This window comes from Serratia sp. NGAS9, assembly GCF_009905295.1.
In the GTDB taxonomy this organism is placed as follows: Bacteria; Pseudomonadota; Gammaproteobacteria; order Enterobacterales; family Enterobacteriaceae; genus Serratia; species Serratia bockelmannii.
Window position 1 is genome coordinate 4,121,098 of record NZ_CP047605.1, and the last position, 16,897, is coordinate 4,137,994.

At 61.5% G+C, this 16,897-nt stretch carries 10 protein-coding genes; 1 reads left to right on the plus strand and 9 read right to left on the minus strand.

All coding sequences use genetic code 11. The features are described 5' to 3' along the window. Window positions 1–55: 55 nt before the first annotated feature. A complete protein-coding gene (gene amiC, locus GUC32_RS19670) occupies window positions 56–1,309 on the minus strand; it encodes an N-acetylmuramoyl-L-alanine amidase AmiC (RefSeq protein WP_004931882.1) in 1,254 nt (417 codons plus the stop codon). Between the two features lie 241 nt (window positions 1,310–1,550). On the opposite strand from amiC, the gene argA reads away from it, so the two are divergent. After that, window positions 1,551–2,876, plus strand: coding sequence for an amino-acid N-acetyltransferase (gene argA, locus GUC32_RS19675; RefSeq protein WP_342122022.1), 1,326 nt, complete (start codon window positions 1,551–1,553; stop codon window positions 2,874–2,876). A 38-nt stretch (window positions 2,877–2,914) separates the two neighbouring features. Here argA and recD read toward each other — a convergent pair whose 3' ends face one another. The 8 genes from recD to GUC32_RS19715 form a co-directional block, all read right to left on the minus strand. Next, window positions 2,915–4,765 carry an exodeoxyribonuclease V subunit alpha gene (recD, locus tag GUC32_RS19680; RefSeq protein WP_334274076.1) on the minus strand — a complete coding sequence of 617 codons (1,851 nt, stop codon included), beginning with the start codon at window positions 4,763–4,765 and terminating at the stop codon, window positions 2,915–2,917. Continuing rightward, on the minus strand, window positions 4,762–8,313 hold the full coding sequence (gene recB / locus GUC32_RS19685) for an exodeoxyribonuclease V subunit beta (RefSeq protein WP_369435389.1): 3,552 nt from the start codon (window positions 8,311–8,313) through the stop codon (window positions 4,762–4,764). Before recB ends, recD begins: the two co-directional genes overlap by 4 nt. Beyond that, window positions 8,310–11,198: a pitrilysin gene (gene ptrA, locus GUC32_RS19690; RefSeq protein ID WP_369435390.1), complete on the minus strand. Its 2,889-nt coding sequence runs from the start codon at window positions 11,196–11,198 to the stop codon at window positions 8,310–8,312. Before ptrA ends, recB begins: the two co-directional genes overlap by 4 nt. Before the next feature lie 231 nt (window positions 11,199–11,429). Next, entirely contained in the window at window positions 11,430–14,801 is a 3,372-nt protein-coding gene (gene recC / locus GUC32_RS19695; protein WP_049208154.1) for an exodeoxyribonuclease V subunit gamma, read from the minus strand. 32 nt (window positions 14,802–14,833) lie between these two features. Further along, on the minus strand, window positions 14,834–15,187 hold the full coding sequence (locus tag GUC32_RS19700) for a prepilin-type N-terminal cleavage/methylation domain-containing protein (protein WP_099817551.1): 354 nt from the start codon (window positions 15,185–15,187) through the stop codon (window positions 14,834–14,836). Beyond that, on the minus strand, window positions 15,180–15,626 hold the full coding sequence (locus tag GUC32_RS19705) for a YgdB family protein (RefSeq protein ID WP_043139853.1): 447 nt from the start codon (window positions 15,624–15,626) through the stop codon (window positions 15,180–15,182). Before GUC32_RS19705 ends, GUC32_RS19700 begins: the two co-directional genes overlap by 8 nt. Next, entirely contained in the window at window positions 15,623–16,201 is a 579-nt protein-coding gene (locus GUC32_RS19710; protein ID WP_060448438.1) for a prepilin peptidase-dependent protein, read from the minus strand. The genes GUC32_RS19705 and GUC32_RS19710 overlap by 4 nt, the downstream gene beginning before the upstream one ends. Further along, window positions 16,195–16,698 carry a prepilin peptidase-dependent protein gene (locus GUC32_RS19715; RefSeq protein WP_141998870.1) on the minus strand — a complete coding sequence of 168 codons (504 nt, stop codon included), beginning with the start codon at window positions 16,696–16,698 and terminating at the stop codon, window positions 16,195–16,197. Before GUC32_RS19715 ends, GUC32_RS19710 begins: the two co-directional genes overlap by 7 nt. Window positions 16,699–16,897 lie beyond the last annotated feature (199 nt).

The following is a 16,897-nucleotide window of genomic DNA, read 5'->3' on the forward strand; positions in this document are numbered from 1 at the left end:
GTTTTTTTGTATCTGCAATCCGCAAAAATAGCCGGACTCGCGCCCGGCCCTGCTTTTATCGGCTCGCCAGCGCGCCGCCGTTGGCGAAATAAGCCTTGATCCCCGCCAGAATCGACTCCGCCACCTGCTGCTGGAAATGGCTGGTGCGCAGCTTGCGCTCCTCTTCGATGTTGCTGATAAATGCCGTCTCTACCAGGATCGACGGGATATCCGGCGCCTTCAACACCGCAAAACCGGCCTGATCGACGCGATTCTTGTGCAACCGGTTGATTTTCCCCATCCGATTCAATACTTCCTTGCCGAACTTCAGGCTGTCGTTGATGGTCGCGGTCTGGATCAGATCGAACATGGTATGGTCGAGATAGCGGTCGCCGCTCTTGCTGACGCCGCCGATTTGGTCCGACGCGTTCTGCGTCTGCGCCAGGAACTTGGCCGCCGAGCTGGTGGCGCCCTTGGTGGACAACGCGAACACCGATGAACCGCGCGCGGCGCGGCTGGTAAAGGCGTCAGCGTGAATCGAAACGAACAGATCGGCGCGCTGCTTGCGCGCCTTGGCGACACGCACCTTGAGCGGGATAAACACATCTTCGTTGCGCGTCATGAACACTTTCATGTTCGGCTCGCGCTTGATCATGGCGCTCAGCTTGCGGGCAATCTGCAGCACGATATCTTTCTCGCGCGTCTTGTACTTGCCGATAGCGCCGGGATCTTCGCCGCCGTGGCCAGGATCCAGCATGATGACGATCGGCCGATCGCGCCCCGCCTTGCCGGCCTGCGGCGCTTCCGGCGGCAGCGTGCGCTCCAGATCGCCCTTGTTGTAATCTTCCAGTAACGCCAGTAGCGGATCATACTCCTCACCGCCGCTGCCGCCCTTGGTCGGGTAGAGATCCATCACCAAACGGTTGCGATACTCCGGTACCGGCGCCAGCGTGAAAATATGCGGGCTGACGCTCTGCTTGAGCTCCAGCACCAGCCGCACGGTATTCTGATCAAACTGGCCGACGCGCGCCTGCTTGAGATACGGATCGTCGGCGCGCACCTGCCCGGCAATACCTTTCAGCACGCTGTTGAGGTGGACGCCTTCGATATCCACCACCACGCGATCGGGATTGGTCAGGGCAAACTGCTTGTATTTCAGTTCGACGTTGGATTCCAGCGTGACGCGGGTATAAGTGGAGGACGGCCAGACGCGCACGGCAATCACGTGCGATGACGCGGCGAAGCCCGTGCGACTCACACTCAGCAACCAGCTGGCGGCAACGCCCTGTAATAAACGACGGCGGCCCAGATTGTGATTAGCGTTTGGCATGCGGCTCCGGCAGTAATAACTGTTTACAACAGATGAAAAAAACACCAATAAAATGAGGGTGCCGAAAAACTTTAACCAATCATGCCAGCCCTGTCATCAGAAAATCTTTTTATGGTTTTTCAATTTATTAACGATTTAGCGCCCTTAGCTCGCTCTTCATGACGATTTCCCACTTGCCATTAGCGCCATAAAAGAATAAAAATACAAAAATATCGTATAAATATTCACAAGAGGTTTGCCCGTGAAGGAACGTAGTACAGAGCTGGTGCAAGGATTCCGTCACTCAGTCCCTTATATCAATGCCCACCGTGGCAAGACGTTTGTCATCATGCTCGGCGGGGAAGCCATCGAACACGAGAATTTCTCCAACATCGTCAACGATATCGGGCTGTTGCATAGTCTGGGCATCCGCCTGGTAGTGGTTTACGGCGCACGGCCGCAGATCGACGCCAACCTAGCGCAGCATAACTCTGAGCCGATCTACCACAAGCACATCCGCGTGACCGACGCCCATACGCTCGAACTGGTCAAGCAGGCCGCCGGTTTATTGCAGCTCGACATCACCGCCCGGCTGTCGATGAGCCTCAACAACACGCCGCTGCAAGGCGCGCACATTAACGTGGTCAGCGGCAACTTCATCATCGCACAGCCGCTGGGCATCGATGACGGCATCGACTACTGCCACAGCGGCCGTATTCGCCGTATCGATGAAGAAGCGATCCACCGCCAGCTCGACAGCAACGCCATCGTGCTGATCGGCCCGGTCGCAGTTTCGGTCACCGGCGAGAGCTTCAACCTGACTTCGGAAGAAGTGGCTACCCAGCTGGCGATCAAACTGAAAGCGGAAAAAATGATCGGTTTCTGCTCCTCACAAGGCGTGACCGACGCGGAAGGCAACATCCTTTCCGAGCTGTTCCCCAACGACGCGCAAAAGCGCCTTGAAGAGCTGGAGGAAGGCGGCGACTACCATTCCGGCACCGTGCGCTTCCTGCGCGGCGCGGTGAAAGGCTGCCGCAGCGGCGTGCGCCGCAGCCACCTGATCAGCTACCAGGAGGACGGTGCGCTGGTGCAGGAGCTGTTCTCGCGCGACGGCATCGGCACCCAAATCGTGATGGAAAGCGCCGAGCAGGTGCGTCGGGCGACGATCAACGACATCGGCGGCATCCTGGAACTGATCCGGCCGCTCGAACAGCAGGGTATTCTGGTGCGCCGTTCGCGTGAACAGCTGGAGATGGAGATCGACAAGTTCACCATTATCGAACGCGACAACCTGACCATCGCCTGCGCGGCGCTGTACCCGTTCCTGGAGGAAAAAATCGGTGAGATGGCCTGTGTCGCGGTACATCCCGATTACCGCAGTTCTTCGCGCGGCGAGATGCTGCTGCAGCGGGTGGAAAATCAGGCGCGCCAGATGGGGCTGAAGAAGCTGTTCGTGCTGACCACCCGTAGCATCCACTGGTTCCAGGAACGTGGCTTTACCCCGGCGGAGGTCGACGTGCTGCCGATGCAGAAACAGGCGTTGTACAACTACCAGCGCCGCTCCAAAATTCTGCTGGCGGATCTGTAATCACAGTGGGTGCGGCCGTTGCCGCGCCCGTTCATCGCTTATTCCGTTGCCTGCAACCGTTCAGCCAATCCGCTGCGGCGCTGGGTCGGCGTGCGAATAGCCCGCAGCAGTACCGTCTCCGTAGCGTACAGTGAGAGCTGCTTACGCGCACGAGTGATCGCGGTATAGACCAGCTCACGCGTCAGCACCGGCAGGAAATGGTTCGGCAACACCAGAACCGTATGGTCAAACTCCGATCCCTGTGATTTGTGCACCGTCATGGCATAAGCGGTTTCATGCGCCGGCAAACGGCTTGGCTGTACCGACTTGATACTGCCGTCGGGCAGTTGGAAATGCACGCGCAGATCGCCGTGCTCATCCGGCAATGTAATGCCGATATCCCCATTGAACAGCCCCAGTGCGCTGTCGTTGCGGCCGATCATCACCGGCCGCCCCCGGTACCAGCGGCCAAGCACGCCCGGTTTGCGGTCGATCAGGCCCGCACGCTGCAGCCCGAGCTCAATGCGCTCGTTCAGGCCGGCGACGCCGAACGGCCCTTCACGCAGCGCACACAGCACCTGGAAACGGCCAAAAGCCGCCAGCACCGTCGCCGCGTCCGCCCCTTCGGCGGTCAGCCGCAGATAGTCGCGGTAGCCCGCCACGCAGGCATCCAACAGCGCCTGATACTCTTCGCTCGTCGCCAGCGCATAGCCCGCGACATCGCCGAAACTGCCGTTTAGTGCCGCCAGTGCGCGATCCCCCGCGCCGGCGTTGACCGCCAACGCCAGCTGGCCGATGCCGGAACGTGCATCGAAGCGATAGCTCTTGCGCAGCAGACACAGGCTATCGCGCACCGCCGCTTCCGCGTCGGCCTGCCGCCCTTCGATCGAACAGCCGGTCAGGCGGCTCAGCTCTGCGGCACGCGCATCGCTGTATCCCTGCTCGGCAAAACGGCAAATATCCCCCAGCACCGCGCCGGCCTCTACCGAAGCCAGCTGATCGCGGTCGCCAAGGAAAATCACCCGCGCCCGATCGGGCAGCGCGGCAATCAGGCGCGCCATCATCGGCAGATCGACCATCGAAGCCTCATCCACCACCAGCACATCCAAATGCAGCCGGTTGCCACGGTGATAGCGCATGCGCTGACTGTTCGGTTGCGCTCCCAACAGACGGTGCAACGTCGCCGCCTCCGTCGGGAACAACGCCTGCTGCGCCGGGGTCAATGCCAGTTGACGGCTGGCGCTGCCAAGCGACTCCGTCAGGCGCGCCGCTGCCTTGCCGGTCGGCGCCGCCAGCTGGATGCGCAAGCGTTCGCCTTCATCCAGCTGCACCAGCGCCGCCAACAGCTTGGCGACGGTGGTGGTTTTACCGGTACCCGGTCCGCCGGAAATTACCGCGATACGCCGCGTAGCCGCCACCGCGGCGGCGATCTTCTGCCAGTCGGGTTCGTCACTCGCCGTGCCGAACAAGCGGTCGAGAATGGCGCGCAACGCCTCCTCCGGCACCGCCAGCGATTCACCTTCGCCGCCGATAAACGCCGCTACTTCACCTTCGTTTTGCCACATGCGCTGCAGGTATAAACGCGGCCCGTGCAGTACCAGCGGCGTTGCGCCGCTGCCATCCCCGACCGCCGCACTGGCCGCCAAACGCTGCTGCCAACGCGCGCTATCCGGTCGCCCGACGGCCTCCCACAGCGCCAACGCCAGCGCCGGTTGGCGCCCTTCAAACAGCGTGTCCGCCTGCAGCTGCTCCAGCATCAGGCAGACATGACCCGCCCCCGCCTCTGCGCTCAGGCAGGCGGCGGCCAGCAAAATATCAGGCTCGTCTTCGTTCGCCACCACGCGGGCGAACTGCACGTCTAGCGGGCGCAGCGCGCCAAGCGCCACCGCCTGCTCCAGCAGTGCGATCATGATCCTTCCTCCGCCGCCGCAGCCTCGCCACTGAACAAGCGATCCATCCCCTCCACCAACTCAAACTCGGGGAGACAGGTGAAAATGCCATTGCCCGGGTGCGCCGCATCCACGCCGCGCAGGAACAGATAAATCACCCCGCCAAAATGGCGTCGGTAATCATAATCCGGCAACCGATGGCGCAGATAACGATGCAACGCCAGCGTGTACAGCTGGTATTGCAGATCGTAACGATGCTCCGCCATCGCCTGCTCCATCGCCGGCCGGGTATAGGCGCTGCTGTCCTCTCCTAGCCAGTTGGACTTGTAGTCCAGCAGGTAGTATTTGCCCTGCCAGCAGAACACCAGGTCGATAAAGCCTTTCAGCATGCCCTGCACCTGGTGAAAATCCAGCGCCGGACAGCGGGCGGAAAGCGGATCGTAACGCTTCACCAGGGAATCGAGCTCCTTCGCCTGCAACAGCCGATTAATCGGTAAATAGAACTGCAGCTCTGCCTGCTTATGCTGCGGCGTCAGCGCCGCCAGCGTCACGCCGCTGTCATCGAGCGACGTATTGAGCAGCACCTGCATCCACGCCAGCAGAATCGGTTGCCAGTGTTCGGCGAACCCTTGCTGCTGTAGCTGTTCCAGCAGCCACTGTTCGTCGAGCGGCTGGGTGAAGTCCAGCGTTTCAAACAGGCTGTGCAGGAAGGTGCCGGGCGTTGCGCCGCGCGGGAAGGTATGCGGTGTAAGCGCTGGCTCACTTTCTTCCCCGCGCTCACCGGCCGCGTCGACATCCAGACGCGGCAGCAGATCCTGCATCAGGCTCGCGCCGTGCTGTTGCAAACCGGTATAGCTGGTCACCCGCCAAAAATCCTGGATCCGCCGGGTAAAGCTTTTCGCCTCCAACGCCTCGGTTAGCGAAGCCTGGGGGTGCCAGGGTTCTTCATCCGGCGGTTCAACCAGCGACAGCGCGATACCGCCGCCCGCTAATTGCTGCAGCCGCTCCTGCAGATACACGGCGTCACCGGCTTGCCCGCCCTGCACCAGATAACCCAATGCGCTGCGGTGCAGATCGGTATCGCCCTGTTTCTTGCGCGTGCCCTGGAACAACGGTGCGATGCCGATGCTGCAGTGGTACACCGAGCGGGTCAGCGCCACATACAGCAGACGCAGGTCTTCCGCTAATCGCTCCTCCTCCGCCCAGGCCTGGCTCTCTTCATTGGCGTCGAGATCCAGCAACGCCTGGAAACTGTGGCGATCGTGATACAGCGCCTGTTGCTGCTGGCGGAAGTTGCCGACGAACGGCAGCCACACCAGATCGAACTCCAACCCCTTAGACTTGTGAATCGTGATCACCTGCACCAGATGCCGGTCGCTCTCCAGCCGCAACTGCTGATTATCGGACTGACGATTAGGCTGGGCGATCTGCTGCGCCAGCCAGCGCACCAGCGCATGCTCGCTGTCGAGCTGCGCCGCCGCCTCTTGCAACAGCTCCCCCAGATGCAGCACGTCGGTCAAGCGACGCTCGCCGCCGGCGCTGGCCAGCAGGTTCTCCGCCAGCTGGCGCGCTTTCATCACCTCGCTCAGCATCGGCAACACGCCGCGGCGCAGCCAGAGCGTACGGTAACTGTCGAATTCATTAACCAGCGAGTCCCAGGCGCGCTCATCGCGGCTCAGGCCGTCCAACGTCGGCGCGTCCAGCCCCATCAGCCCGGTGGCCATGGCGCTGCGCAGCGTGCGCTCTTGTTCCGGCGCCAACACCGCCTGCAACAACCACAGCAGGTCTTTGGCCTCCGGGGTGTCGAACACGCTATCGCGGTTGGACAGATACACCGAAGGAATAGAAAGCGCACTCAGCGCATCGCGCACCAACGCCGCCTCATTGCGGCTGCGCACCAGCACCGTGATATCGGAGGCTTGTACCGGCCTTGGCATCTTGCCGCCCTGCAGCCACGCCTGGCCCTGCTGCCCGGCGCTGAGCCAGTCGCGAATTTGCGTGGCGCACAGGCGCGCCATCAGCTGTTGGTAATCACTTACACCGGCGCCTTCCCCCTGCTGCAGCCAGAACTGCATCGCCGGTTGCGGCTTGCCGTGCAATTCAAACGCCAGCCCTTGGTTCTTTTCCGCCGCGCTGACCTCGATAAAGGGGATTTGGCCGAACAGGAAAGGCTTTTCTACCTGAGAAAACAGGTGATTAACGCTGGCGACCATCGACGGCGACGAGCGCCAGTTGGTCTCCAGCGTATAGTGGGCGCTCACCTCTGAGCGCGCCCGCATGTAGGTAAAGATGTCGGCACCGCGAAAGGCGTAAATCGCCTGCTTGGGATCGCCGATCAGCAGCAGGCCGCAATCGGGCCGGCCGACGTAAAGTTTTTGGAAAATGCGGTATTGCTGCGGATCGGTATCCTGGAATTCATCGATCATCGCCACCGGGTAACGCTGGCGGATCGCCTGTGCCAGCTGTTCGCCGCCACCGCTTTGCAAGGCGCCGTCCAGCCGGCTGAGCAGGTCGTCAAACCCCAGCTCGGCGCGCTGGCGCTTTTCTTGCTGAATGGAAGTGCGGATCTCGCTGAGCGCGCGCGCCATGATCAGGTCGCGCAGCGTCAAGGGCTCATCGAACAGCGCATCTATTGCCGTGAACAGCGCATGCCGTGGCGGTTCGCCTTTCTTGGTCTTCTCCAGAAGCACCGACTGGCGAAATTTATCCAGTTCCTTCGGCAACTGGTAGTCCTGGGTCTCCTGCCCGCTCCATTCGCCGACCTTGTTCAGCCAGTTCGGCAGGTGTTTGCTGCTGTAGCTGCGCTTATCGACGCCGGACTGGGCGATTAACGCCTCCAGATCGCCCGCCGCCGCCCGCCATTGCGCCTTGATGGCGTCGATGCGCGCGACGATCTGCTCGTGGCGCATCAGGACGGTTTCTTCGTCCTTCGGCGGCCGACGCAGCGCCGGCGCTTCACCGTGCAGATAACCGGAAAGGTCGGCCAGCAACGCTTCCGGGCCGCTCCACTCCTGGCTGACCGCTCGCGCCACGCCCAGCGGCAACGGATAGCAGTGGCGACGCCAGAAATCGGCACAGGCCTGCCGCCGCAGCGGCAGCTCGTCCTGCACCAGCGTTTGTTCAAACAGCATGCCGGACTCAAAGGCGTTGTGCGTCAACATTCGTTGGCAAAAGCCGTGAATGGTGTAGATCGCCGCTTCGTCCATCTGCCGCTCCGCCGCCAGCAGCTGCGAGGCGGCGTCGGTCAAATCGTCAATTTCAGCCATCAGCGCCGTAAACAGCGGGTTGGCGCTGATACCGCGCACGCAGGCGATGCGCAGCCCGTGGATATTTTCGCGGATGCGCCCGCGCAGCTCCTCGGTGGCGGCCTCAGTAAAGGTCACCACCAGGATTTCTTCGACCGTCAGCGGCCGGGGAAACGCTGCTTCACCGCCCAACCCCAGCAGCAAACGCAGGTACAGCGCGCCGATGGTAAAGGTTTTGCCGGTGCCCGCCGACGCCTCGATCAGGCGTTCGCCGAACAGCGGTAACGTCAGCGGCTCCAGCCTCTGCGGGGCAACTTCCGTCATGGCGTCGCCACTTTGCGCGGCAGGATCTGCTGCAATGTCGACGCGTTCGGATAGGTAACCCAATCCTTAGGCGCCGCGTAATCCGCCTTGTCTTGCCCGCTGCCGCTCACCTGCGACAGCACCGCCAGCCCCTGCGGCTGGATCACCGCCTGGTGGAAATAATCCGCCAGCTTGGCCGGCGTCAGCTGTTGCACCTGCGCAATCAGCTTCTGACGGGTATCGAAGGCGAAATTGCCGCGATCGAAATCGTTGGCGAACCGGCTGGCTTCTTCGCTGAGGGTTTGCGGCCGCTGCTTCAGCTCATTGATGAGCGCCTGTTTGTACTGCTCAAAATCGGCCTCGCTCATGTCGCGCAAGCGCTTCTCGGTTTTCGGGTAGAAATCCTGATAGCGCTGGTACAGGTAGGCCGGCTGTTTGCTGTTGCTCTGCAGCAGGAAGCCCACGCCCCACTGGCGGCCCACCGACATCGGGAAGGCGAAGACCGCATACCCCAATTGCTCCTGAGTGCGCAGCTGGCTGTAGAACCACGGCTGAATGATCTGCCCCAGCAGCGAGCTGTAGGCCATGCCGGTCACTTCGTCGTAGCCGGTCGGCACATAGACCGCCGCCAGCGCCGAGTCGGTGCTGCTGCCCACCTGTTGCAGGTTGGCTAGCTGATTCTTGTCCACCACCACGTCTTCGCCGTGCCACCATTCGATGCCGGTACAGCCCAGACGATGTTTCAACGTCGACGCCAACGTGTCGACCTGCTGCTTGCTCATGTTGCCCACCACCAACAGCTCCGGCGTGGCCTCGGCCAGCAGGCTGTCGCGATAGGCCAGCACGTCTTTCAGCGTCAGCGTCTTCAGCACTTCGCGGCGCTCACTGCGTTCGGAATACGGCACGCGGGAAACCATCTGCACCGGCTGAATGGCCAGCTCAAACGCTTTGCCCTTCTCGGCGGCGTCCAACTGCTCCAGGTACCAGGATTTGGCCTGCGCCAGCTGATCTTCCGTCGGCGTGAAGCTGGAATAGCCCTCGATCAGCGCCGTCAACAACTGCGGCAAACGCTGGGTAAAGCCGTTGGCGTTAAACATCAGGCCGTTGTTCGGCGACGTCGAGAAACTCAACCCGCCGACCGACGCCTGATAGCTCAGTTGATCCAGCGCGAGGCCGGCCAGATAATCCGTCAGCGAGAACAGCACCTGGTTGCGCGCGGAATCCATGGTCTTGGCGTTGCGGAAAGCGACGGTGACGTCGGCCTTCGGCTCGTCGGCGAAATAACGGCTCGGCATATACAGCACGCGCAGGCCGGGTTTATCCACCACCATTTCCGGCTTTTTGAACTCGTGCGACGGTTTGGTCAGGGTGAAATCATCCGGAATGTACGGGTTGAGCGCTGGCAACGACAGAGAAATGCCGCTGCCCAGCTGCTGCCACTGCGTAAAGCGCTGTGGCGTGATTTTGTCGACCTGGTAAGGCGCGTTGACGAAATAGGCCGTCTTGTTGTGCGGCTCATCGGGGCTGACGAACCAGATGCGCGCATTTTGCGGCGTCATGGCATCCAGACGTTCAGCGATCGCCTTGGGATCATAACGATCGGCCAGGTAGGGTGCGTCCAGCGCATGCTCAACCGGCACACGCAGCATCGTGTCCACCAGCCATTCGATGTAGTCCATGTCGCGCGTGATCGACGGATAACGGAAGTCCAGATTCAGAACGTGCGAGATTTCGTCGAAATAACTCTGCTTGATGCCTTCGCTGCGCAGCATTTTCAGGTAGTTGAAAATGGCGGCGACGACCTCGTCGCGTTTGGCCAGACCTTTGTCGGTCAGTGAAACGCTGATGGCGAAGACGCCGCCGTTGCGATCGACCATCGGATCCGCGCCGGCATTGATGGCATCCGCCAGCCCCTGCTTCTGCAACCAGTCAGACAGGGTGTTTTTGCTGCGGTTGCCGATCAGGTAGCTGATGTAGGTATCGGTTTTGCTGCGAAACGCGGCGCTGTTGTTATCGATGCGGAACTCGACCTTCAGCTGCTTGCGCGGCTGCGCCGGCACATAGTGAATGATGATTCCCTGCTGTTCCGGCGTCACGGCCGGCACGGTGATCGGCGGCACGCTGGCGTCGTGATTCGGCACGCGGCCAAAGGTTTTCGCCGCAATATCCGCCAACTGCGGCAGCGGCTGATTACCGTACAAAACGCCCATCATCAGGTTGGCGGAGTAGTAGCGTTTATAGAAGCCGGTCAGTTCATCATGCAACTTGCTGTCCGGCTTGTCTTTCAGCGTATCGAGATTGCCGCCGGAGAAGCGCGCGCTCGGGTGCGCCGGGTTAAGGGTTTCCGCGCCGACCTGCGCCATGCGCATGCCGTCGCGCGAACGCGCCATCGTCAATTCGGCGTTTACCGCGTTGCGCTCACGATCGGCATTGCCCGGATCCAGCAGCGGCTCGGCAATGGCGTCGGCCATGCGATCGACCGCCGGCTCCAGCGCGTCATTCTCCACTTCCAGATAGAAGGCGGTGCGATAAGAGGCCGTGCTGGCGTTATGGCTGCCGCCGTGCTTTTTCAGGAATTCGGACAGGTTTTCCGGCTCTGGATAGCGTTTGGAGCCCATCAGCACCATATGTTCCAGATAGTGCGCCAAGCCCAGTTGGCTGTTCGGATCTTCGAGCGACCCGACCGGCAATGCCAGCGCCGCCAGCGATTTCGGCGCCTGGGCATCGGACACCAGCAACACCGTCATGCCGTTAGCCAACTTGATCGCCTCGTACTGACGCGGATCGTGTTCGCTCTTGTTGATCTTCTCCGCCAGCGGTTGCCATCCTTGCGCGGCCCAACTCAACGGTGCCCAACACATAGCCAATAATACCAGCCCGGCGATACGGGCCAACTGTCTGCGCATATCCAAAATAAACCCCTATTCTGACGTCGCTACGCCCACTCCCTGACGTTGGCGACGTGCATCAAAACCACATAACCAAATCGGTACTCGCCGGGTTCTTCGCCAATGTGGCGGTCCGAACACGGCGGGTATATGCCTGTACGTTATGTCAGACCGGGAATTACCCCAATGGTTGAATATAACCTTCGTTATTTTTACCACCTCCCGCTGCACAGCACCACCGGGGGATTGTTACCCCAGGTTATGCCGCGCCACCGGCAGCAGATAACGCTCTGTTTCGGCCAGAATTTGCGCCAAGTATTCATTATCCAATTGGCGGAATACTCGCTGCACGTAGGGATCTTCCCCTTCTCCGGGAATGCGCTGATCGCCCTGCCAGGCCTGCAGCAATTTGGCGCGGGCCTTAATTTGCGCGTCTTCCTCCCAGTCGATTTGCTGCGTTTCCGGCAGATAGCACTGGCTCAGCCACGCCCAGCCGCTCTTGTTCAGCAACAGCAGCGGCTCACACAGACCGCGTTGATAGCCCGCCAGCAGCTCCGCCAACTGTGCCTGCGCCTCTTCTGGCGCCAGCGCGGCAAAGCGCCAGGCGGAGTTCTTGCGGCCATACATGCGGCTCTCGCCGGTGCCGCCGGCACAGCAATACACCAGGTGCTCCAGCCACAACAATATGCCGTCCACCGCCGACAGCGTAGCGGGCCGCCAGCGCAACAGGCCGTCATCCTGCACCTGGTGCAGCCAGCCACTGAGGCGCACGCCGGCGATATCGATATCCAGCTCCAGGCTATGGCTCTGCGCCCGTTCCGCACGCACCTGCTCGGCCAGTTCGCTCATTTCTTCCTGCTGCTTTTGCCAATAAATTTCGCCGAAGGCGCCATAGGGCAACCCACCGGCGGCGCGCACCCGCTGGAATAGCCGCTCGGGATCGTCGCCGTCGATAAGCGTATTCAGCAGTTGACTGTTGAACTGGTAACGGCTGAGGTTATCCAGCGTGAAGGGTTCTTCGTCCGGCAACTCGGTCTCTTCCAGGATAAAACTGACGCCCAAGCGCAGCTGGAAGAAGGCACGAATCGGATGGCGATAAAACCGCAGCAGCTCATCCAACGCTATTTGCTGCAGCGCTTCGGCGGGCAGCGGCTGGTTGAACGCCGGATGCGCCGCACCGCGACCATCGGCGGCGGGCAGCCACTCGGCGGCATAGCTTTGCGCCTCCGAGCCCGGCAAGAAATTCTCGGCGGCGAACGGCATGCGCGCATGCCACTTCAGCAAGTGCTCGCCCACTCGGCGGGCGCTGTCGTCTGCACTAAGTTCCTCGTCTCCCGGCAGACAATAGCTTTGCTCCAGGTACTCCAGCAGCTCGGTGACCAGCACCGAAGGATAGCGCGGGCTGTTGTCCTGAATGGAACGGCCGATGAAGCTGATATACAGCCGCTGCTGAGCGGACAAAATCGCTTCCAGGAACAGATAGCGGTCGTCATCGCGACGGCTACGGTCGCCACGTTTGACCTGCTGCGCCATCAGATCGAACCCCAGCGGCGGCAGCGTGCGCGGATACACGCCGTCGTTCATTCCCAGCAGGCACACCACCTTGAACGGAATGGAACGCATCGGCATCAGCGTACAGAAGTTGATTTGCCCGGCGAGGAAGCGCTGACTGATGCGTTCCTGATCGAGGCGCGCCGCCAGATCGTCACGCAGAATGGTCAACGGCACCTCGTCGGGATAGCGCGCCGCCAGGCCAAAATTGATGGCCTGCTGCCACTGCTGTTCGATCAGCGCCAGCACGACTTCAGTGTCGCTGTCCGCGGCGAAGAAGGCATCCAGCAGTTGCCGGCACAACGGCAGCCACGCCTCGAGCGGGCGCGCTTCGCTCAAGACTTGCCGCCAGTGGCTGAGCTGCGCCAGCAGGTCTGCCAACTGCCCCGCCAACTCGGCGGCCAACCCGCTCGATTCGTCGTAAGGTAAAATGCCCTGCCAATCGCCGGCATTGCTGTCCATCGCGTAGCCGAGCAGCATGCGCGTAATGCCGAAGCGCCAGGTATGCTGGCCAGTGGCGGGCAGATCCAGTTCGCGCACGTTATCGTCGTCCAGGCCCCAGCGAACGCCGGATTCACCAACCCAGTGACGCAGCAGGCGCAGCCCCTCTTCGCCGATGGCGAAACGGGTAGCCAGGGCAGGCACCTCCAGCAGCGCCAGCACCTGTTCCGAGGTAAAGCGGCTTTGCGGCAAATCGAGCAGTGAAATGAACGCCTGCAGCGCCGGATGCGCCTGCCGCGCTTTACGGTCAGAAATGGCGAACGGCAGGTAGCGCTCGGCGGGGGCGTTGCCGAACACAGCCTGAATATAAGGCGTGTAGCTGTCGATATCCGCTACCATCACGATGATGTCGCGCGGTGTCAACGACGGATCCTGCGCCAGCATGGTCAGCAGTTGATCATGCAGCACCTCCACTTCCCGCTGTGGGCTGTGGCAGGCGTGCAGGCTGAGGGAGCGGTCATTCTCATCAAGCGGGCGTTTGCTGACGCTGCTTTCCAGCGTTTCCGCGGTAATACCGATCACCGCATGATCTTCCAACTCCAGCATGTCGCGCTGAACGGCGTGCAGCATGGTATCCGCCGGGATATCGACAAAGGCGTCGACCTCTTGCGCCCCTTCCATCTGCGACAGCAGATAGAGGTGATCGCGCCCCAGCTTGCCCCAGGAGGCCAGCAGCGGGTTGCTGAGCTGCTGCTGACCTTCGGCGTCAAACAGGCGCGCCGCGTCGGCCGGCTCGCGAAACAGCCCTTGCTCACGCGCCTGATGGTAATGACGACGCTTGCGGCTCTGCAAGCGGGCCAGGAAAGCGTAATCCTGAATGTCGCCCCAGTAATAACGACAGGGGTTGGTGAACATCAGGTGGATATCGATATGCCGCCCCAGCGCCTGCAGCGCCTCCAAATAGATCGGCGGCAACGCCGAGATGCCGCAGATAAACACCCGCGGCGGCAAACCGGGCGGGCACGTTTTTGCCTGCTCCAGCGCGTGGATAAAGCGGCTGTACAGATTAGCGCGGTGCCATTCCGGCTGCCCCAGTTCGCGCGTGTACTCTACCAACCGCGCCCAGAGCGGCGCCTGCCATTGCTGAGCCTCCGCCAGACCGTCGATGCGCTCACCGCGCTGCCAACTCTCCAGCCACTGCGGGCGATAAACCAAATATTGGTCGAACAGGTCGGCGACCCGGCCGGCCAGCTGATGAATTTTGCGCTTGTCGCCGTCATCGGTCAGATAGTGCTGCAGCGGCGCAAACGCCGGTTGGGTCAGCATCTCTGGCAGCAACCACATCAGCTTCCAGGTCATGGCGTCCTTGCTGAAGGCGCTCTCTTTCGGGATATCCGGCAGCACCCGGGTGAACATGTCCCAAATAAAGGTCGCTGGCAGCGGAAACGCGACATTGGCGGCGATGCCGAATTGTTCCGCCAGCTGCATCTGCAGCCATTGCGCCATCCCGGGGCTCTGCACCAGTACCACTTCCTGTTGAAAAGGATCGGCCAACGGATCTCTGGCTATCAGCGCGCTGGTCAGCGTCTTCAATAAATCCAGCTGATTGGAATGATAAACCGTGAACATGAACGCTCCTTTAAAACAAAAAACATACCGGCTCAAAAACGGGTGCAATACCAACGGCTCAGCGTTGCCCACTGCCGCTGCGGCGTTTGAACCCTGACCGTCAATCGACGGCAATCACTCTCCGCATCGTCAAGCGCCGCCTCACGTCGCCAGCCTTCCGGCGGTGGTTTGGCATCGAGCCGCCCGGTGACGGCGAACGCTTCCAACTGCTGGTGCGCCAGCGCCCAGGCTTGCCGGTAGTGCCACTGGCGCTGAAACGACTGCAACAGCACCTGATGATACTGTAACAAGCCAAGCAGCGACACCGAGAACAGCAAGGCTGCCACCAATACCTCCGGTAGGCTGAAGCCGTTGCGGGATAGCCGCCCTGCGCGAGCGTTAGCCATCGCAGTCAGCCAGCCTTTTCTCGGGGCAAAAATCCAGCCGCCCCCCTGGCTGCGCTTGCACCTTGCCAGCAGCCTCTGCATCGTCAAACACGCCCCATTGATACAGCCAAAGCGGCTCCCCCCCGTGCATCTCACCAAGGCCGCGTACCGTCACCACCCCCGCTCTGGTAGACAGCCGGGCGCAGGCCGTCAATTCCACGCGCTGCCTGCATAGCCAGGCCGCTGCACTCAGCTCGGCGCGCGGCCAGCGCTGGCTCATCCCCCAACTCAGCGCCGAAGCGGCCTGATTGTAAGCCTGAAGGTAACGCTGCTGATCGGCGGCCAGTAACAGCGCGTTATCCAATTGCCGATGCTGAGCATTGAGCAACATCAGCCCCAGCGCCAGCAGCAGCATCACCGCCGCCAGGGTGCTACCGCCTCGCTGGGTGCGCCGCTTCATGGCAGCGCCGCCATTTCGACGCTCCCGCTCAGACTGCGCCTGATACGCGTATCGCTGGTGGAGCGCCCCGTCAGCGTCAGACGAGCCAACGCTGCGCCGTGATCGCCCCGCTCTATCGCCACATGAAACCGCTCAATGCGCACTTCGTCATGATCGAGCAGCCGCTCCCAGCCGCCGCCATCGCATTGGCTTACGCCGCGCTGCCCTTCCAAGCCGCCATTGCGCAGCCGATAACCGAAATAGCCTGCATCCCCGCCCGAGGTGGGCCATTGCCCGCTGCGGGTGATGTCGTAAGCGACGATAACGCAGCTGCCCGCCGCTTCTCCCGATGCCTGGCCGATCAGCAACGGACGGCCTGCGCACTGCCCGGCGCAAAAACCGGCGCGGCGCAGATCTTTCTCAATGCCGAACGCCAGCTGTCGCAGCGTTGACTCCAGCCGAAAGTGCTGACCAACGGCCACGTTCTGCTGGCGTAACAGCGGGTAAGTTTTTGCCGCGCCAAGCGCGATCACGCTGCCGAACACCAGCGCCAACATGACCTCCGGCAGAGTAAAACCGCGTTCGACAGTCAGCATGGCGCGATCCCCCTTATCCGGAGCCCTTCGCTGCATAAACGCAGCCGCCCTCGGGCAGACAGCACTAGCCGCAGGCCGCCTGCCTCATTGCTGAGCTGGATATGCCCCGCCTGCGCAGTATTGCGCAAACCGTAAAACCCGATTTCTTTGTCGGTATAACCGCTCAGCGCAACGTCGCGATAAAACGGTGAAAAAACGGGGCCTTCGGCTGAACCACAATCCGGCGGCGGCACGCCACCGCCCAGACACCAGGGCGTGCCGTTCTTGAACCACAGCAGCGCCGGGCGGTTGCGCCAGTTGGCGTCCGCCTGCAGTCGCAGCAAAAACGCCAGCAGCTGTTGGGCCGTGTGTTCCAGCCGCAGCGCTTGCTGATGATAGCGCCATTGCCCGACGCCCCAGCCGGTGAGCATGCCGGCGATCAGGAGCGCCGCCAACAGCTCAATCAGCGTCATACCACGCTGGCGGTCATCGATGTTCGATAGCGTATTTTCATTCATGCGGCCAGTGTAAGGGCCGTAACAAAGTGGTAAAGCCGCATGCGCAAGCCTTGCGGCAAGCTGCGCAATGTTTTCCTTATAGTGACAAGTGGCGACAATAAAATGCGGCGCGGCGCGCAATGCGGATAAATAAATATCCTCCGGCATAGCCGGAGGTTTTTCATATGCGCCTATAAGGCTCTCTTGCCAGCTGCGCCCT